The organism is Qipengyuania flava (assembly GCF_019448255.1).
GTDB lineage: Bacteria > Pseudomonadota > Alphaproteobacteria > Sphingomonadales > Sphingomonadaceae > Qipengyuania > Qipengyuania flava_A.
In genome coordinates this window covers 444,806-462,625 of sequence record NZ_CP080410.1, presented here as the reverse complement: position 1 = coordinate 462,625, position 17,820 = coordinate 444,806, and the positions used below count along the sequence as shown (strand labels likewise).

14 protein-coding genes and 1 tRNA gene are annotated in these 17,820 nt (G+C 65.8%); 10 read left to right on the top strand and 5 right to left on the bottom strand.

Annotation, left to right across the window (positions count from 1 at the left end; all coding sequences use genetic code 11):
* Nucleotides 1-45: 45 nt before the first annotated feature.
* On the bottom strand, nt 46-2,826 hold the full coding sequence (locus KUV82_RS02360) for a phosphoenolpyruvate carboxylase (protein ID WP_375541227.1): 2,781 nt from the start codon (nt 2,824-2,826) through the stop codon (nt 46-48).
* A 269-nt stretch (nt 2,827-3,095) separates the two neighbouring features.
* Between KUV82_RS02360 and mtnP the strand changes: the two genes are divergently transcribed.
* The 8 genes from mtnP to KUV82_RS02320 all read left to right on the top strand — a co-directional run bounded on the left by mtnP (nt 3,096) and on the right by KUV82_RS02320 (nt 12,390).
* Nucleotides 3,096-3,965, top strand: a complete 870-nt coding sequence (gene mtnP / locus KUV82_RS02355; RefSeq protein WP_219955306.1) for an S-methyl-5'-thioadenosine phosphorylase — start codon at nt 3,096-3,098, stop codon at nt 3,963-3,965.
* Entirely contained in the window at nt 3,965-5,452 is a 1,488-nt protein-coding gene (glpD, locus tag KUV82_RS02350) for a glycerol-3-phosphate dehydrogenase (RefSeq protein ID WP_219955305.1), read from the top strand. Before mtnP ends, glpD begins: the two co-directional genes overlap by 1 nt.
* A 95-nt stretch (nt 5,453-5,547) precedes the next feature.
* Nucleotides 5,548-8,685, top strand: coding sequence for a bifunctional proline dehydrogenase/L-glutamate gamma-semialdehyde dehydrogenase PutA (putA, locus tag KUV82_RS02345; protein WP_219955304.1), 3,138 nt, complete (start codon nt 5,548-5,550; stop codon nt 8,683-8,685).
* Between the two features lie 26 nt (nt 8,686-8,711).
* A complete protein-coding gene (locus tag KUV82_RS02340) occupies nt 8,712-9,239 on the top strand; it encodes a hypothetical protein (RefSeq protein WP_219955303.1) in 528 nt (175 codons plus the stop codon).
* A 71-nt stretch (nt 9,240-9,310) separates the two neighbouring features.
* Complete coding sequence (gene dcd, locus KUV82_RS02335; protein ID WP_219955302.1) at nt 9,311-9,865, top strand: dCTP deaminase; 555 nt, start codon at nt 9,311-9,313, stop codon at nt 9,863-9,865.
* Nucleotides 9,862-10,644 (top strand): acyl-CoA thioesterase domain-containing protein, encoded by a 783-nt coding sequence (locus tag KUV82_RS02330; protein ID WP_219955301.1) that lies wholly within the window; start codon nt 9,862-9,864, stop codon nt 10,642-10,644. Before dcd ends, KUV82_RS02330 begins: the two co-directional genes overlap by 4 nt.
* A 54-nt stretch (nt 10,645-10,698) precedes the next feature.
* The gene (locus tag KUV82_RS02325) at nt 10,699-11,874 is read left to right on the top strand and encodes a saccharopine dehydrogenase family protein (RefSeq protein ID WP_219955300.1); all 1,176 of its coding nucleotides are present in this window, start codon (nt 10,699-10,701) and stop codon (nt 11,872-11,874) included.
* Nucleotides 11,875-11,928: 54 nt separating this feature from the next.
* On the top strand, nt 11,929-12,390 hold the full coding sequence (locus tag KUV82_RS02320; RefSeq protein ID WP_219955299.1) for a DoxX family protein: 462 nt from the start codon (nt 11,929-11,931) through the stop codon (nt 12,388-12,390).
* Here KUV82_RS02320 and KUV82_RS02315 read toward each other — a convergent pair.
* From KUV82_RS02315 to KUV82_RS02305, 3 genes are all read right to left on the bottom strand, one after another.
* The gene (locus KUV82_RS02315; RefSeq protein WP_219955298.1) at nt 12,387-14,609 is read right to left on the bottom strand and encodes a TonB-dependent receptor; all 2,223 of its coding nucleotides are present in this window, start codon (nt 14,607-14,609) and stop codon (nt 12,387-12,389) included. The genes KUV82_RS02320 and KUV82_RS02315 overlap by 4 nt on opposite strands.
* A 112-nt stretch (nt 14,610-14,721) precedes the next feature.
* A complete protein-coding gene (locus KUV82_RS02310) occupies nt 14,722-15,276 on the bottom strand; it encodes a hypothetical protein (protein ID WP_219955297.1) in 555 nt (184 codons plus the stop codon).
* A 95-nt stretch (nt 15,277-15,371) separates the two neighbouring features.
* Nucleotides 15,372-15,446: transfer RNA gene (locus KUV82_RS02305), tRNA-Gly, on the bottom strand.
* A gap of 197 nt (nt 15,447-15,643) precedes the next feature.
* On the opposite strand from KUV82_RS02305, the gene KUV82_RS02300 reads away from it, so the two are divergent.
* Nucleotides 15,644-16,558, top strand: a complete 915-nt coding sequence (locus tag KUV82_RS02300) for a tetratricopeptide repeat protein (RefSeq protein ID WP_219956178.1) — start codon at nt 15,644-15,646, stop codon at nt 16,556-16,558.
* 8 nt (nt 16,559-16,566) lie between these two features.
* Nucleotides 16,567-17,178 (top strand): LON peptidase substrate-binding domain-containing protein, encoded by a 612-nt coding sequence (locus KUV82_RS02295; RefSeq protein ID WP_258319808.1) that lies wholly within the window; start codon nt 16,567-16,569, stop codon nt 17,176-17,178.
* A 15-nt stretch (nt 17,179-17,193) separates the two neighbouring features.
* Here KUV82_RS02295 and KUV82_RS02290 read toward each other — a convergent pair whose 3' ends face one another.
* Entirely contained in the window at nt 17,194-17,817 is a 624-nt protein-coding gene (locus KUV82_RS02290; RefSeq protein ID WP_219955295.1) for a MarC family protein, read from the bottom strand.
* Nucleotides 17,818-17,820: the final 3 nt, after the last annotated feature.

The following is a 17,820-nucleotide window of genomic DNA, read 5'->3' as shown; positions in this document are numbered from 1 at the left end:
CAAACCAGTCGAGGAAACCCGTAGCGCCAATTGCGGGAATTGCAATTAGCCGTGTGCGCCGAATTCGTTCGCAATGGCGGTAGTAATACGCAGGCACAATTCATAAGCCTGCTCGATCGGTTCGATGTAGGTCTCGCGAATGGCCGCGTAACCTTCGCCCTCGCCCATCGGGTATTCACCCGCCTCGGCAAGCGCGAAGTCGTCCTTGCGCGGGAAGCTTGTGGGGAAGGCGCGGCGCAGCTGGGCAAGCGCGTCGTCGACCCTCAATGAGAACACCATTTCCAGCACGTCGGTGCGGCTGATGTCGTTGGCGCGGCTGAAGGCCGGGACCGATACCACCTTCAGGAACATGTGCTGGAGCAGCGCCAGGCGCACCGCCTGCAGCACACCGATCGCGCGGCGCACGCTTTCGCGTTCCGGGTGCGGATCATCGTCCGGCACCAGGTCGAACAGGCGGTGCAGCTTGAGCGCATCGACCCGCAAGCGCGAGGCAAGGCGGCGGAACACGCCGTTGCGATCATCCTTGATGAGATACTCGGCCAGCGCTTCGCAGGCTTCGGCCAGATGCTCTTCGGTGCCGCGATAGGGGCGGCTCGCCCAATAGGCCGAATTGAACAGCTCGCCGAAAGCGGCCACCGTCTTGATGCTTGCAAGCGCGTTGGAGGCGCGCACCAGGCGCAGGATCTGCCGCCCCCGCGGGCTTTCCGCGAGCAGCGCACCGATTTCCTCGATGTTGCTTTCCGCCGCGCTGCCGACGCCGGCGATGATGTTCACCGGATAGCCGAGCTGCTGGAGGATCGAATTGTGCGGGATCGCGCGGATCTGGCGCAGGCTCATGTCGCGGTCGGCGGCAAGGTCACTCTGCCGGCGCGACTTGCGGCTGCCGGTGTCGTTGAGGAGGCCAAGCCCGAACGCGGTGATCGCGCGGCTGTAGGTGCGGCTTTCGAGGTGCTCGCGCTGGTGGTCCTTGATCGCGCGGTAGAAATCGAGGCTGAGGTCCGTGCGCCGGTAGAACGGATCGGTCGGGACGTCCGCGTCGGTGTGCGCCGGGCTGCTGGCGATCACCTGCGTCAGCGTGGCGAGCGCGATGTCGGGCGTGGCGAAGAGCAGGTAGCCGTCCCCGCCCTGGAAGCTTGCTTCCGGTTCCAGGCGGATACCCGCACGGGCGAAGCGCCGCTGCGACCAGGGGCTCAGCGCCCATTCGATACGGTCTTCGAAGCTCGACGGGTGCGCGCCGCGGCCCATGCTTTCGCCGTGCGTGTCGAAGATGAGCGCGGCAACATCGGTGAGCCCGTTGTTCGCCATCGCCTCGGCAAGCCGACCCTGGAGGCGCTCGATGGCAAGGCTTGCAGGGATCTGGCCAACAAACCGCCCGGCGTCGGAAAAGCCGGTCTGGATTGCCACCCGGCCGCGCGCCCTGGCGTAGGCCTGGTAGTCGGGCTCGGACAGCAGCAGGTCGAGGAAGCGGCCGCCGTGTTCCAACGCGGTCTCGGTCTCGAACAGGGGCGAGACATCGACCTTGTCGGCGATGCCGAACAGGCGCGCGAAATAGAGCGCCGCAAGGACGGTCGAGGGCTGCTCGCATTCCGCGACCAGCATGCGGATCGGCGCATCGGCATCGATGTGCTTGAGGATCTGCGCCATGGCGAGGAACTGGCGCACGGCGGTCGAGCTTTCGACCGCGAGGCTCGCGAAATTGGCGCTCTGCGGCTGCACCCTAGCGAGCAGTTCGCGCAGCGCGGCAATGGCGCCACGGCTCGACAGGTCGATGTCGGCCGCATCGCCCAACCGCGTGCGGATGGCGTTGTGCAGCTGCTTGGCGTTCACGCGGAAGTGAATCCAGCCCATGCCCAGCCCGTCGGCCCGCATGGCCGCCGCGAGCGTGCGCAGGGCCACGGCTTGTCTAGCTTCCGCCCCTTCGGCATCGGCTTCGATCTGGTCGATCATCGGAGCAAGGGACAAAAGCTTGTCGGGATGGTCCTCGGTCAGCCGGTTGGCGGCCGCCGAAAGGTCCGCCGGATCGGAGAGGTCACCGGCAAACTCGTCGGCGCTAGCCTGCGCCCGGGCCTGCGCCGCTCGCAGCGTGGCGAGGATATCGTGCGCCGGGTCGATCGCCTCAAGCGTGTCGGCATAGCGCCCCAGCCGCTCGGCCTTTTCCGACAGGCGGAAGGCGATGGAGGTGTACCACTTGATGTCGGTGCGCCCGTCCATGTCGTAGCCGACCCAGCTGGCAAAGCGGAACGGCAGCGGCGCAATCTCGGTCCAGCGGTCGGGAAAGGCCTTCTGCGCCTGCGTGAGCGCTGCGCTGACAATCGTGTCGCGCGCGTCCTGCGCGTTGGCGAGCGCGGTCATCGCGCACTGGTGTTCATAGCCCAGCGTGATGTCGGGCTTCTCACCGGAAGCGCGCGCCGTCACCGGCTTTCCAGAGGCGAGCGCGCCGGCCACCGCCTCGCTCTGGCCGGGCGCGAGCAGGAAGGTGGGGTGCGCGGTGAAGACCGCGTGCATGTGCGGGCGTTCCCAGAAGGCGCGGAAGGCGTCGAAATCGCTCGCACCCTCGGTCATGTCCGAAAGCCGCTGCGAGGCACCTTGCGGCTCGAGCAGGCGGCGCAGCCGGTTGGCGCGCGCGTCGAGCGACTGGGTTTCGAGTTCCTCGAGCAGGCCGCCGAGCGCCGAAATGCTCAGCTCCCCGCTTTCCAGCTTGCGCGACAGGTCCAGCGAGAGCTGGAAGACGGGGTTGAACAGCGGCGTTTCGCGCGTCTGGCGATGGAGGACCCGCAAGCGCTCCGAAAGGCTTGCCAGTGTGGGTTCGATGTTCGTGTCAGCCATTGTCATTCCCTATGCCCCGAGCGGTCGCCGGTTCCGCGGCAATACGCCCCGAGTGTCAAGCGGCGCACCGCCGGCTCGGCGATGAATACGGTTGCGAGCATAGCGCATCTGGCGGGCGGCGAAGGCGAAATTTCCTCCCAAACCGCGTTCGGCTCTGGACAGGGGGCGCGCCAGCCGCCACCCCTCGCAGCCGCGTTAACCGCGAGGGGCAACGCGATCTTGACCTCGCGCAAGCAGCAGCGCGCGATACGGCAATTGAAAGGCAAACCATGAGCGACTGGACCATCGGCATCATCGGAGGATCGGGGCTCTACGCCATCGATGCGCTCGAAGATGCGCAGTGGATCCCGGTCCAGTCCCCCTGGGGCGAGCCTTCGGACGAGATCCTGTGCGGCACCATCGGCCATGTGCGGGTGCGCTTCCTGCCACGCCACGGCCGCGGGCACCGTATCGCCCCGTCGACCATCAACGCGCGCGCCAATATCGATGCGCTCAAACGCGCCGGTTGCACCGACATCCTCGCGATCAGCGCGGTGGGCAGCCTGTCGGAAGAGCTGGCGCCGGGGCGCTTCGTGACGGTCGACCAGTTCATCGACAACACCAAGGGCCGCCCCTCCAGCTTCTTCGGCGACGGGCTGGTCGCGCATGTTTCCATGGCCGACCCGGTCTGCCCCAGGCTTTCCAAGCACGCCGCCAAGTCGGTCGCGAAAGCAGGCGGCGAATGCGCCGAGGGCGCAACCTATCTCGCGATGGAAGGTCCGCAATTTTCCAGCCGCGCGGAAAGCAACCTCTACCGCCACTGGGGCGCCGAGGTGATCGGCATGACCGGCATGCCCGAAGCCAAGCTCGCCCGCGAGGCGGAACTGCCCTACGCTCTGCTCGCCATGGTCACCGATTACGACTGCTGGCGCGGCGACGGCGAAGCGGTCGATGTGGCGCAGGTGGTCGAGCAAATGCAGGCCAACGCCAAGACCGCACGCAAGGCGATCGAGGTTTTCTGCAAGGGACTGCCGAAAAAGCGCAACCCCTCGCCCATCGACCAGGCGCTGGCCGACGCGGTGATCACCGCGCCCGAGAAGCACGACAAGGCGCTGCTCGCCAAGCTCGACGCGGTCGCCGGACGGCTGATCAACTCCTGATGAGCGACAGCTTCGACCTCCTTGTCGTCGGCGGCGGGATCAACGGTGCGGGCATCGCCCGCGACGCGGCGGGACGCGGCCTCAAGGTCCTGCTGGTCGAGAAGAACGATCTCGCCTCGCACACCTCCTCTGCCAGCACCAAGCTGGTCCATGGCGGCCTGCGATACCTGGAAAATTACGAGTTCCGCCTGGTCGCGGAAAGCCTGCGCGAACGCGAAGTGCTGCTGCGCAACGCGCCGCACATCATCTGGCCGCTGCGCTTCGTCATGCCGCACGAGCCGACCATGCGCCCCAAGTGGATGCTGCGGATCGGCCTCGCGCTTTACGACCGGATCGGCGGCAAGATGAGCCTGCCGAGGAGCAAGGGCGTCGACCTCACCGCCGCCCCGCACCGCGGCGTGCTTGACGAGCGGCTGACCGCCGGGTTCGAATATTCCGATTGCTGGGTCGAGGATTCCCGGCTCGTCGTGCTCACGGCCAAGGATGCGGAGGAGCGCGGGGCCGAGGTTCTGGTGCGCACCGAATGCACCGAGCTGGAGCGATCGGACGAAGGATGGGCGGCCACGCTGCTGAGCGGCAACAGCACGCGCACCGTCACGGCGCGTGCAGTGGTCAACGCTGCCGGCCCTTTCGTAGACAAGCTCGCCAAGATCGCGCTCGGACAGGGGACGCCGGCGCACCTCAGGCTGGTCAAGGGAAGCCACATCATCGTCTCGCGCCGCTTCCCGGGCGAGCATTCCTACATCTTCCAGCAGCCCGATGGCCGCATCGTCTTCGCGATCCCCTACGAGCGTGATTACACGCTGATCGGCACGACCGACCTCTTGTACGAAGGCGATCTCGATCACGTGGAGATCGCGCCGGAGGAAATCGCCTATCTGTGCGAAGCCGCCTCACGCTATTTCGCCAGCCCCGTGACCGAGACCGATATCGCCTCGACCTACGCCGGCGTGCGACCGCTCTATGAAGACAACGCGACGAACAATTCGACGGTGACGCGCGACTATGTTTTCGAGCTCGAAGCAGACGGCGGGGCGCCGATCCTGTCTGTCTATGGCGGCAAGATCACGACCTATCGCAAGCTAGCCGAACACGCGCTGGAGAAGCTTGGCAAGGTGCTGCCGATTGAAGGCGAGGCCTGGACGGCCGATGCGCCCTTGCCGGGAGGCGATATCCCGCAAGCCGATTTTGCGCATTTCCTGTTCCAGGCCAGCGCGCGCTACCCCTGGATGCCGCCGGAGATGCTGCGCCGCCTCGGGCGCGCCTATGGCACCCGCATGCACCGGATCATTGGCGAGGCCACCGATCTTGCCGGGCTTGGCCGCCATTTGGGCGGGACGTTGTACGAAGCGGAACTCCGGTATCTCGTCGAGGAGGAGTACGCTCGCAGCGCCGATGACGTGCTCTGGCGGCGCAGCAAGCTGGGCCTCCACCTGCCTGCCGAAGCGCAGGAATCGGTCGCCGAGTGGTTCTCTGCACAGGACTAGCCGAACGCTACGGCGAACAGGGTTTTCACAAAGCTTGAAAGCGAGCCGCGTCGGGTCCAAGTGGCGCGCAATCACACTCGCCTATTTGGAGTCGTATGGCCCTGCACGATCCCGTCCGCCTGTCCCCCATTTCCCGCCAAGCCGTGCGCGAAGCCTATCGCATGGAGGAGAACGCGTGCGTTGCCGAGCGCCTTGCCCAGGCCGCTGGCGCGAGCGCGAAGCATGAGGAAGCAGCAGGGATAGCGATCCGGCTGATCGAAGACGCGCGCAAGCGCAAGGCGAGCGGCATCGACGCCTTCCTGCAGCAGTATGGCCTTGCCACCGAAGAAGGCGTGGCGCTGATGTGCCTTGCCGAAGCGCTGCTGCGCGTGCCCGATGCGGCCACGGCCGATGCGTTGATCCGCGACAAGATCGGCGACATCGACTGGGCCGAGCACATGGGCGAAAGCTCCTCGACCTTCGTCAACGCGGCGACCTTCTCGCTGATGCTGACCGGTGAGGTGCTGGAGCGCCCCGAAGAAGCCCAGAAGGGCATGCGCCGCACGCTCAAGAACACCGTTACCCGCCTTGGCGAGCCGGTGATCCGCAAGGCGACTCTGCAGGCCATGCGCATCCTTGGCGGCCAGTTCGTCTACGGCCGGACCATTGCGGAATCGCTCAAGCGCGCCGCACCCGAACGCACCCGCGGCCTCACGCACAGCTTCGACATGCTCGGCGAAGGCGCGATGACCTTCGAGGATGCCGAACGCTACCGCGCCAATTACGAGCGCGCGATCGAACGCCTGGCGCAGGAATCCACCGGCAGCGTGCGCACGAGCCCGGGCATTTCGGTCAAGCTTTCGGCGCTCCACCCGAAGTACACCTTCCTTCACGCCGATCTTGCAATCACGGACCTCTATCCAGTGGTCTGGGACCTCGCCGCCAAGGCGCGCGATGCGAACATCCATTTCACGATTGACGCCGAGGAAGCCGACCGGCTCGAGCTGTCGATGGACCTCATCGAAGCGCTGGCCGCCGACGATGATCTTTTCATCCGCGCCGACGGCACCCGCTGGGAGGGCTTCGGCCTTGCGATCCAGGCCTACCAGAAGCGCGGCGCGCCGATGGTCGACTGGGTCGCCCGCCTTGCCCGCAAGCACGACCGCAAGTTCTTCGTCCGCCTTGTGAAAGGCGCTTACTGGGACACCGAGATCAAGCTCAGCCATGTCGGCGGCTTCCCCGATTTCCCGGTCTTCACCCGCAAGCTCGCCACCGATGTCAGCTATCTCGCCTGTGCGGAGAAAATGCTGGCGGCAGACGATGCGATCTACCCCGCCTTCGCCACGCACAACGCCTACACCGTCGGCGCGATCAAGGCGCTGGCCGGCAGCAAGCCGCTCGAATTCCAGCGGCTGCATGGCATGGGCGAGGACGTGTACGACGCGCTGGCCCAGATGGAGGGCAAGGATCGCACGCCGGTACGCATCTACGCGCCTACCGGCACGCACAAGGACCTGCTCGCCTATCTCGTGCGGCGCCTGCTCGAAAACGGTGCCAACAGCTCGTTCGTGAACCGCATGGCCGATGCCGAAGTGCCGGCGAGCGAGCTGGCGACCGATCCGGTGGCCGAGCTCGCCGCGCTGGAGCCATACCGCAATCCGGCGATCGCGCTGCCGGCCGACATCTTCCCAGATCGCCGGAATTCCGCCGGGATAGACCTGTCGGACCCGCTGGTGCTCGAACCGCTGCAGAAGCGGCTTGCAGCGCTGGAAAGCCGCCGCTGGACGGCGGAGCCGACCTTCATGTCGGGCGCGGAGGCGGAAATCGCCCCGATCAACAAGCCGCACGACCTCACCGCCGAAGTCGGCACGCGGCGCGACACGCTCGACTTCGAGGTCGAGGAAGCCATCACCCGCGCCGAGGCGATCCAGCCGGGCTGGGACCGCCTTGGCGGCGAGAAGCGCGCGCTGCTGCTCGAAGCGGCGGCCGACCTCTTCGAAGAGCACACGGACGAGTTCCTCAGCCTGTGCCAGCGCGAAGCCGGCAAGACGCTGACCGATGCCGTGCTCGAGCTGCGCGAAGCGGTCGACTTCCTGCGCTATTATGCGGTCGAAGCGCGCCGCCAGTTCACCGGCCCGATGCCGCTGCCCGGACCGACGGGCGAGGAAAACCGCCTGAGCCTGCACGGCCGCGGCGTCTTTGCCTGCATCAGCCCGTGGAACTTCCCGCTGGCGATCTTCATCGGCCCGCCGGCCGCTGCGCTGGCTGCAGGCAACACCGTCGTTGCCAAGCCGGCCGAGCAAACCCCGCTGATCGCTGCGCTCGCCGTGAAGCTGTGCCATGAGGCGGGCATTCCCGAAGACGCCTTCCAGCTGCTGCCGGGCGCGGGCGATGTGGGCGAGATGATCACCTCCGATCCGCGCATCGCCGGGGTTGCCTTTACCGGCTCGACCCAGACCGCGCAGGCGATCAACCGCAGCCTCGCCGCGCGCGAGGGGCCGATTGCCACCTTGATCGCGGAAACCGGCGGCCAGAACGCGATGATCGTCGATTCGACCGCCCTGCCCGAGCAGGTCACCCGCGACGTGGTCGCCAGCGCTTTCCAGAGCGCGGGCCAGCGCTGTTCGGCGCTGCGCGTCCTCTATATCCAGGACGACGTCTACGACGAGATGCTGCGCATGATCCGCGGCGGGTTCGAAGCGCTGACGATCGGCAATCCGGAAGACCTCGCCACCGATGTCGGCCCGGTGATCGATCCCGACGCCAAGGCCGCGCTCGAACGCCATGTCGCGCGCCGCAAGAAAGGCGGGCGGCCGGTCTGGCGGCGGCGCCTGCACCGCGGCGCTTCGGCAGGTTGTTTTGTCGCGCCCACGATCATCGAGATGGATTCGATTCTCGATCTGAAGCGCGAGAACTTCGGTCCCATCCTGCACGTGGTTCGCTTCAAGGCCGCCGACCTTGCGCAGGTCATCGCCGACATCAACGCGACCGGATATGGCCTGACCCTGGGCCTTCACAGCCGCAATGACGACGTGCGCGCCTTTGTCGAAGCGCGCGCCCGGGTTGGCAATTTCTACGTCAACCGCAACCAGATCGGGGCGGTCGTGGAAAGCCAGCCGTTTGGCGGCGAAGGCCTGTCGGGGACCGGCCCGAAGGCCGGCGGTCCGCACTATGTCGCGCGCTTCGCCACCGAACGCGTGGTGTGCATCGACACGACCGCGGCCGGCGGCAATGCAACGCTGCTTGCGAGTTGAAACATATCCGGTTTAGAACCTTGCCCATGCTTCGATTCTTCTCGCTAATTCTGGCCCTTGTCGGCCTGGGAGCCGCCACGCCCGCCCTTGCTGCAGTGGAAATGCATTTCCACTCCTTCAACGGATCGGTCCTGATCGGCCGCTATCCGCACACCTTCGTGGTACTGGAAGGAACGCTCGAAGAAAGCGGCAAGGAGATCAAGGAGAACTTCGGCTTCTCCGCGCGGCGCACCACGCCGGCGATCCTGAGCGGCCCGGTGGAACACATGCTGCTGGTCGAAAAGGAAAAGACCATCCGCAAGACCAACCGCCATTTCTCGGTCACGCTGACCGACGAGCAGTACCACAAGGTCAAGGCGATGATCCGCGAATGGCGCGATGCGCCGGGCAAATTCTATGATCTGCGCAGCCGCAACTGCATCCATTTCGTGGGCGAGATCGCCAAGCTGGTCGGCCTGACGGTGCAGTACCCCGAAGACATGCTGCGTCGCCCCAAGGCCTGGCTCAACTTCGTCTCCACGCTCAACCCGCAGCTGGGCGCAAAACAGATTTAAGCGGGGGACAGCGCCCGCGCTTCGTCGCGGGCCCGCTTGCCGTTCCGGGCAATCTGCGGAATCGTCGGGTCATGGCGATTCTTTCCGACAAGTGGATCCGCGAGAAAGCGCAGAACGAGGGCATGATCGAGCCCTTCGTCGAAGCGCAGCGGCGTGAGGGTGTGATCAGCTACGGCCTGTCGAGCTACGGCTACGACGCGCGGGTTGCGCCCGAGTTCAAGATTTTCACCAACGTCGACAGCGCGGTGGTCGACCCCAAGGATTTCGCGTCGAACAGCTTCGTCGATCGCGAAACCGATATCTGCGTCATCCCGCCCAACAGCTTTGCCCTTGCCCGCACGGTGGAATACTTCCGCGTGCCGGAAGACGTGCTGGTCATCTGCCTCGGCAAGAGCACCTACGCGCGCTGCGGCATCATTGTGAACGTCACCCCGCTCGAGCCCGGCTGGGAAGGCCACGTCACGCTGGAATTTTCGAACACCACGCCGCTTCCGGCCAAGATCTACGCCAACGAGGGCGCCTGCCAGTTCCTGTTCCTCAAGGGCAACGAGCGCTGCGAGACGAGCTACAAGGATCGCGCGGGCAAATACATGGGCCAGCGCGGCGTCACGCTGCCAAGGCTGTGAGCGTCGGCCGCTTCCCCTTCTGGAGGGTCGTACCCGGCCAGCGAAGCGGCGAATATGTCCTCCCTGTCATGCCCCCGGCGACCGCCGGTCCCGACGGCGCGCCGCACATCATGGGCGGGGTTGCCCTTGGCGCGATCGTCGATGCGATGGAGCTGGCGAGCGAGCTGCCCCTTCTGTGGGCGCAGGTCCAGTTCCTCGGCCCGACCCAGCACGCGGAGGAACTGGCCATAGAGGTCGAGCAGTGCGGCGGCGGACAGGCGGTGGCGCAGTTCGCCGCATCCGCAAGCGTCAACGGACGCCCGACCCACCGGGCAAGCGGCGCGCTGGGCGAGCGCGAACCCAACGAACAGACGCTCTTCTCCGAAATGCCCGAGGTCAAAGGGCCGGATGAAAGCCTTAAGGTCGAGATCAGCCATTCCGCGCCCGGCGGCCTGCCCGACCAGTTCGACTATCGCATCGCCCACCAGGACGAAGAGCGCGGAGTGCAGGCCATCTGGACCCGCAGCCACGCGGATTTCGCCGTCGATGCAGGCTGGCTCGCCATCATCTCCGACCTTTTCCTCGGCGCCCATCCGGCAACGCGCGGCGGATCGAGCCTCGATGCGATGTTCCGCTTCGTGCAAGCGGCAGAGCCGGGATGGGTCCTGTCCTATACCGAGCTCGCCGCCTTCGACCGCGGCGTCGTGCACGGCAGCGCGCGGCATTTTGCCAAGGATGGCCGGTTGCTGGCGATTTCCAGCCAGACAGGCGTGCTGCCGCGGATACCGCGCGTTCCGTAAGGGCTTTGACTCTCCCGGGCGTCCAGCCCATGCAGTGGCGCAAAGGAGAGAGACATGGCTGACCGCGAATTCGACATCATCGTTTACGGCGCAACCGGCTACACCGGGCGCCTCGTGGCCGAACATTTCGTCCGCGAATACGGCAGCGCCGACGATGGACCCAAGTGGGCGATGGCCGGCCGCAGCATGGACAAGCTCGAAGCCGTGCGCGACGAAATCGGCGCACCCAAGTCCACGCCGCTGGTCGTCGCCAATGCCGACGACCTTGGCGACCTGGAGGCCATGTGCAACCGCACCCGCGTGGTGCTGACCACGGTTGGCCCTTACCAGCTCTATGGTGACAAGCTGGTCGAAGCCTGCGTGAAGTCCGGCACGGACTACGCCGATCTTTCGGGCGAGCCGGCATGGATGGCCGAGAAGATCGAGCAGCACGAGGCCCAGGCCAAGGCGAGCGGGGCGCGCATCTGCTTCTCGAGCGGGTTCGATTCGATCCCCTTCGACCTCGGCGTGCTGATGACCCAGAAGACCGCGAAGGAACGCTATGGCAAGCCGGCCCCGCGCATCCGCGGCCGTGTGCGCGCAATGGCGGGCACCTTTTCGGGCGGCACTGCAGCCAGCCTCGGCGCGACGATGAAGGCGGCGGCCAAGAACCCCAAGATCATCAATGTGCTGCGCGATCCCTTCGCGCTCGCACCGGGCTTCGATGGGCCGAGCCAGCCTTCCGGCATGGTCCCGACCTACGAGAAGGACCTCGACAAATGGGCCGCGCCCTTTGTCATGGCGCCGATCAACACCAAGAACGTGCACCGCACCAACTTCCTGCTGGGCCACCCCTATGGTGAAGACTTCCAGTATGACGAGATGGTGCTCACGAGCCCGGGCGAAGCGGGCAGGAAGATGGCCGAAGCCGCGACCGAGATGATGAAGAACCCGTTCGGTGCGAAGCCGCCCAAGCCGGGTGAAGGCCCCTCCAAGGAAGAGCGCGAAAACGGCTTCTACGATGTCGTCTTCGTCGCCGAGATGGGCGATGGCGAAAGCTTCCACTACGGGGTCAAGGGCAAGTACGATCCGGGCTATGGTTCGACCAGCCGCATGATCGCGGAAACCGGTATGGCCCTGCTCGAAAGCGACGCGCCCGGCGGCATCGGCACGCCCGGCTCGTTCCTCGGCGAAGCGCTGGTCGAACGCCTGCGCGACCACGCCGAGCTGACCTTCGCAGTCGAGGACTAGGAACCTTTCGGGCCCGCGAGGCCTTTGGGTGAGAACTCAACGGGGAGAGAGACTATGGCAACCATCGCCGCCTTGATCGGGCGCATCCTGCTCGGCGCATTGTTCGTGTTCGCCGGGCTCGGCAAGGTCATGGATACCGCCGGCACCGCAGCCTACATGGAAGCGGAATCGCCCTTTCCGGGCAGCCTTGCGCTCTTCGTGGGCATTTTCGAAATCGTGGCGGGCCTCGTGCTGGCGAGCGGTTTCATGACCCGCATCGCCAGCCTCGCGCTGATCGTCTTCACCGCGCTGGCCACGGTGTTCTTCCACGAGAAGGTGACCGACCAGGTTCAGGCGGCCATGGCGCTCAAGAACCTGGCCGTCATCGGCGGGTTGCTGATGGTCTTCGCCTATGGCCAGGCACGCGGCCGCATGGATCTCGCCGACGAGCGCGCCAAGCGGCTCGACGCCGAAGTCCGCGCAGCGCACGCCGAGGGCAAGGCCGAGGGCGCGACGACGGCTGCGAAGACCGACTAAAAGCTGGCGCGCACGCTTGCGCTGATGTTGCGGCCGGCCAGCGGCACGAAGTCCTTCGTGAAGCTGGTGTGGCGGCGCCCCGTGACATCGAAGATGTTGTCGGCCTTCAGGATGAAAGTGACGTTCGGGTTGTCCTGTAGCGGACGCCAGGTGACCGATGCGTTCACATGGGTGAAGCCTTCGGTCACGGTCTCGAACGGCGCGACATCGGTCTGGTCGTCGAACCATTCCACCTCGCCGCGGAAGTCGAACTCGCCGGTTGATGCCGTCAGAGCGCCCGCAAGGCTCAGCGGCGGGATACGCGGCACGGATGTACCGTCCGAAAGCTTCGCGCGCACGTATTCGCCGCGCAGCTCGGTTCCCACGGCGACATTGCCGTTGTCGAACAGGTTGACGTCCAGCTCGCCCTCGATGCCCGTGTAGGTCGCATCCTGCTGGCGGTACTGGAAGACCGGCAGTTCGTCTTCCTCGGCGCCGGTCGCGCTCAGGTAGATGAAGTTGTCGAACCAGTTCTTGTAGGCGGCGATGCTGAATTCGGCCCGGCCGACCCGGCCACGCGCGTAGATCTCCGCACCCCAGGCGCGCTCGATGCGCAGGTTCGGATCGCCGATCTCGAACGCCTGCGTGGCGATGTGCGGGCCGTTGGAAAACAGCTCTTCACCCGAGGGCGCACGCGCCACTCGCGAGATGTTCACGCCGGCCCGGAAGGCCTGAGGGCCATCGTAGGCAAGGCCCAGGGCGCCCGAGAAGGTGTTGAAGTTGCGCGCGATGCCAAGGGCGGTGGAATCGACATTGGTCGCCTCGAAGCGGGCCGAGCCTTCGACTTGCAGCGGGCCGTTGCCATATTCCTGCAGCGCAAAGAGAGCGGCCTGTTCGGTGCGGTTGGGGGCGACGAACGCCTCTGCGCCGACCGCTTCGAAATCGCGGAAATAGTACTGGGCGCCAACCGAACCGCGCCAGCGGCCCTGCGTGTTCTGGACCAGTTCAAGGCGGCCTTCGATGCCCTGCACGTTGAAGACCGTGCCGACTTCGTCGCCCTCGAATTCGGTGTGGGTGTAGTCGGAATAGCCCGCGCGCACCCTCAGGCGTTCGAAAAACCCTTCGCCAAGGAAGATGTCACCGCGCAGATCGGCGCGGTACTGGCGCAATCCGATGCTGACGAGCTCTTCACCCTCTTCTTCCTCACCGCCGTGATCCTCGTCGTGATCTTCGTCGTGGTCTTCGTCGCCGTGCTCGTCTTCCTCTTCACCATGGTGGTGGCCCGCACCGGGACGGCCGGGGACGCCATAGGCCGTGTCATAGACGCCGAAAGAAACGCCGAGCGTGCTGTCACCGCGGAAGAAGGCGATACCGGCGTTGGCGGTCCACGTTTCGGTTGCGCTGTTCGGGAGGAAATCGGTCTGGCCGGCCGCTTCGCGCAGCTCTTCGGCTTCTTCCAGCTCGCCTTCCTCGGCCTCTTCCTGCGCTTCTTCGAGCAGCTCCTCGCGCAGCAGCGGCGCGACCTGGAAACCGGCGATCTCGAGATCGTTGGTCTTGCGCCATGATCCGCTCGCATGGACCACGAACCCGCTGTTGCCGAGCGGCACATCGAGCGAACCGCCGAATTCGCGAAGGTCGCTCGCCGTATCCCCGCCCGCAAGCAGGTCGACATGGATCGCCTCGTCGGGAATACGGCGCGGGATGCGCTTGTCGATCACGTTGACCGCGCCCCCGATCGCCTGGCTGCCGAACAGCAGCACGGCTGGGCCGCGCAGCACTTCGATGCTTTCCGCCGTCAGCGGGTCGATCGAGACCGCGTGGTCATCCGAGGTGTTCGAAGCGTCGATCGCGCCGATGCCGTCGACCAGCACTTTCACACGCTCTCCGGCAAAGCCGCGCAGAACCGGGCGCGAGGCACCAGGGGCGAAACCCGAGGTCGAAACGCCCGGAAGGCTTGCCAGCACCTCGCCAAGCTGCCCGTCCATGTTGCGCTGGAGATCGGCGCCTTCGACGACGCTCGTTCCGGCAAGCAGGTCGAACTGGCGTAGGCCCTGTGCGCTGACGATGATCTGGCCCTGATAATCGATCCGGCGATCGTGCAGGTCTTCCGTCGGCGCCTCGTCCTGCTCGGCCGCAGGCTCGGGCGCGTCTTGCGCCGCCAGCGGAGCTGCTGCGAGTACGGCCGCGAGTGAAAGGGTGGAACCAAAGAGACGAAGCGAAGTCGGTGTACGATACAACATATCGCGCCACATAACGACAAGGTCGCAAAGCGCAACCCTTCCGTGGCCCAAATGGTCCTGCTCTCGACGAACTGTGAAATTTCAGGGGACGAGCGCCGTCCCCGGCCTCTGCCTAGTCCTCGGCAGCAGCCTGCTCCGCCTGGCGCTCGGCGATAATCCGCGCGCGATCAGCCGCCCGCGCCGGGCGTGCGGGATAGGCGCAGCCGCGCTGGGCCCCGACGCCCTTGAGGAAGCCGCGCCGGGTCAGCCCTGCCCGGATCGCCGTCTCGAGCTTCTGCTGTTCCTTGCGCGCGCCGGAAATCTCGCGGATCAGCCCGCGGAACGGGATCAGCGATCCGACCGCCATTTTCCCGACCGAGCCTGCGCTGAGACCGCCCATCTCCTGTTCGGGGAGGTCGAAATCGTCGCCGAGCATGATGTCGAACCGCTCCACCTCGGCAATCAGCGCGCTGCACGAGCCAAGCCCTGTCAGGTCATAGGGCTGTTCTACCGCACGTTCGAGCATCGGCGGGATCTCACCCTTGCGCAGGTTGAGATCGGTCAGCGGTGTGGTGACAACGTCCTTCGCATCGGGCCGCTGCTGCGTGATCGGACGATCCTGCGCCTGCGCCGAAGCGCTCAGAGCCACTGCCAGTGCCACAAAACCCGAAAAAGCGAATCCACGCATAAGTCCCTCCAGCCTCAACCCGAATTGAAGCTAGAGCGAGACGCGCATGGACGCAAATCGCCCGCGGCGATGGAATGTCCGTCGATGGAGGAAAATGGAGCGGGCGAGGCGATTCGAACGCCCGACCCCAACCTTGGCAAGGTTGTGCTCTACCCCTGAGCTACGCCCGCTCACTGGCGCTACCGGAACCGCTTGATCCCGGTGGGGAGGCGGCCAACTAGCAGCGGCTTCTGAGTCCCGCAAGACGAAAAATGCAGATTTTTTGCTGGCCTTGCGGGGCGGCCCGCCCTCCTTCACATTTGCGCATCAATGCCCACATGGGGCGAACAGAATTCTGGCGATTGAAAGGGAAGATTACGTGGCGAGCATGGGTCTCAGCATGGATGAGCAAAAGGCGGTCGAGCGGTTCAAGACGGATGTCGTCGAGCCGTCGATGACCAAGCTCGTCATCCTCGATTTCTACGCCGACTGGTGCGGCCCGTGCAAAGCGCTGGCCCCGATGCTGGAAAAGGTTGCCGCCGAATACGCCGACAAGGGCGTGGTTCTGAAGAAGATCGACGTCGACCAGGAAAAGTTCATCGCTGCCCAGTTCCAGGTACAGTCGATCCCGACCGTCTACGCGCTGTTCCAGGGCCAGCCGGTGGCCGACCTGACCAACGCACGCAGCGAATCGCAGATGAAGCAGACGCTCGACCAGATCCTCGCCCAGCTGCCGATCAAAGGCGGTGCGGGCGGTGACGGCGCGGCGCCGCAGCAGGATGTCGAGCAGTTCGTCGAGATGGCGGAACAGGTCCTTGCCGATGGCGACGCCGAACGCGCCGCCGGCGTGTTCATGCAAGTCGTCCAGATGGTGCCCGACAACGCCGCCGCCCATGCCGGGCTCGTGCGGGCGCTGGTCCAGGCCGGTCATGTCGAGGACGCCAAGGCAGCGCTCGCCGCGGCCGAAGCCAATCCCGCCGTGGCGAACGATCCGCAGGTGGAGCAGGCCAAGAGCGCGCTCGACCTCGCTGGAAGCAAGGTCGACGATGGCGAACTGGCCGACCTCAAGGCCAAGGCCGCCAGCGGCGACATGCAGGCGCGCTACGACTACGCCGAAGCGGCCTTTGCTGCCGGAGACCGTGACGCTGCAGCCGACGAACTTCTGGCCATGTTCGAAGCGGACCGCGAATGGAACGAGGGCGCGGCGCGCACCAAGCTGCTGCAGATCTTCGAAGCGGTCGGGCTGGAAGACCCCTGGGTGGTCGCCACGCGCCGCCGCCTCTCGAAGATCCTCTTCGGGTAAGGAGCATCGTGAGCACCCGCCTTCCCATCTTTCCCCTGCCGGGCGCAATCCTCTTCCCGGGGCTGCAACTGCCGCTGCACATCTTCGAGCCGCGCTATCGCGATCTCGTGGGCAGCGCGCTCGCCAAGGACCGACTGATCGGCATGATCCAGCCGCAGAAGTCGAAGGATGGTGCACCGCTCTACGAAATCGGCTGCCTTGGCCGGATCGGCGATGTCGAGGCGCTGGAGGACGGGCGCTACAATATCGTGCTCGACGGCGAGGCGCGCTTCCGCATCCTGCGCGAGCTCGACGTGACGACAACCTTCAGGCAGGTCGAAGCCGAGCTGATCGAAGACCCGCAGGACGAGGTCCTCTCCAGCGTGGAACGTGCAGGATTCGAGTTCGAAGCCCGGCGCTTTGCCGACATGCAGGGCTATTCGGTCGACTGGGAATCGGTCGCACGGCTCGACGATGAGACGCTGATCAACGGCGTGGCGCAGATCGTGCCCTTCGACCCGGCTTCGAAACAGGCGCTTCTGGAAGCGCCCAACCTTGCCGAGCGCTGCGAGCTGATGGTCCAGCTGATGCAGTTTTTCGCCTTTCGCGACGATGGCGACGAGATCGTTACGCTGCAGTAGCGGCGCGGGAATTCGCTAGAAGCCGAAGCTTCCGCGCAGGCCGTCGATCACATATTGCGCGGCGAGCGCGGCCAGGAGCACGCCAAGCACGCGAGTCACCGCCGCCTCTACCTTATCGCCGAACAGCCGCATGATCGGCCCGGCGGCAATCAGCGCCACCATCGTAATGAGCAGCACCGCCCCGAGCGCGCCGAGCACGACGAAGGTCTGCTCAATACCCTGCGCCTCGTTCATCAGCAGCATGATTGCCGCGATGGCGCCGGGCCCTGCCAGCATGGGGATGGCCATGGGGAAGACCGAGACGTCCTCCACCTCGGGCGTGGCGGCGACCTTCTCCGCGCGTTCCTCGCGGCGCTGGGTGCGCTTCTCGAACACCATTTCGAAGGCGATCCAGAACAGCATCAGCCCGCCGGCGATGCGGAAGCTGTCGAGCTCGATATGCAGGGCGGCCAGCAGTTGCTCGCCGAACAGGGCGAAGATCAGCAGGATCACCGCCGCGATGCCGCTGGCACGGATCGCCATGTTGCGGCGCTGCGCGGGCGTCGCGCCCTTGGTCAAGCCGGCGTAGATCGGCGCGCAACCCGGCGGGTCGATGACCACGAACAGCGTGATGAAGGCGGAAAGGAAGAGCTGGGTCATGCG

Excerpts from the sequence above, each read along its gene's own strand:
- KUV82_RS02360 (WP_375541227.1), bottom strand. The coding sequence starts at position 2,826 with ATGGCTGACACGAACATCGAACCCACACTGGCAAGCCTTTCGGAGCGC.
- mtnP (WP_219955306.1), top strand. The coding sequence starts at position 3,096 with ATGAGCGACTGGACCATCGGCATCATCGGAGGATCGGGGCTCTACGCC.
- glpD (WP_219955305.1), top strand. The coding sequence starts at position 3,965 with ATGAGCGACAGCTTCGACCTCCTTGTCGTCGGCGGCGGGATCAACGGT.
- putA (WP_219955304.1), top strand. The coding sequence starts at position 5,548 with ATGGCCCTGCACGATCCCGTCCGCCTGTCCCCCATTTCCCGCCAAGCC.
- KUV82_RS02340 (WP_219955303.1), top strand. The coding sequence starts at position 8,712 with ATGCTTCGATTCTTCTCGCTAATTCTGGCCCTTGTCGGCCTGGGAGCC.
- dcd (WP_219955302.1), top strand. The coding sequence starts at position 9,311 with ATGGCGATTCTTTCCGACAAGTGGATCCGCGAGAAAGCGCAGAACGAG.
- KUV82_RS02325 (WP_219955300.1), top strand. The coding sequence starts at position 10,699 with ATGGCTGACCGCGAATTCGACATCATCGTTTACGGCGCAACCGGCTAC.
- KUV82_RS02320 (WP_219955299.1), top strand. The coding sequence starts at position 11,929 with ATGGCAACCATCGCCGCCTTGATCGGGCGCATCCTGCTCGGCGCATTG.
- KUV82_RS02315 (WP_219955298.1), bottom strand. The coding sequence starts at position 14,609 with ATGTTGTATCGTACACCGACTTCGCTTCGTCTCTTTGGTTCCACCCTT.
- KUV82_RS02310 (WP_219955297.1), bottom strand. The coding sequence starts at position 15,276 with ATGCGTGGATTCGCTTTTTCGGGTTTTGTGGCACTGGCAGTGGCTCTG.
- KUV82_RS02300 (WP_219956178.1), top strand. The coding sequence starts at position 15,644 with ATGGGTCTCAGCATGGATGAGCAAAAGGCGGTCGAGCGGTTCAAGACG.
- KUV82_RS02290 (WP_219955295.1), bottom strand. The coding sequence starts at position 17,817 with ATGACCCAGCTCTTCCTTTCCGCCTTCATCACGCTGTTCGTGGTCATC.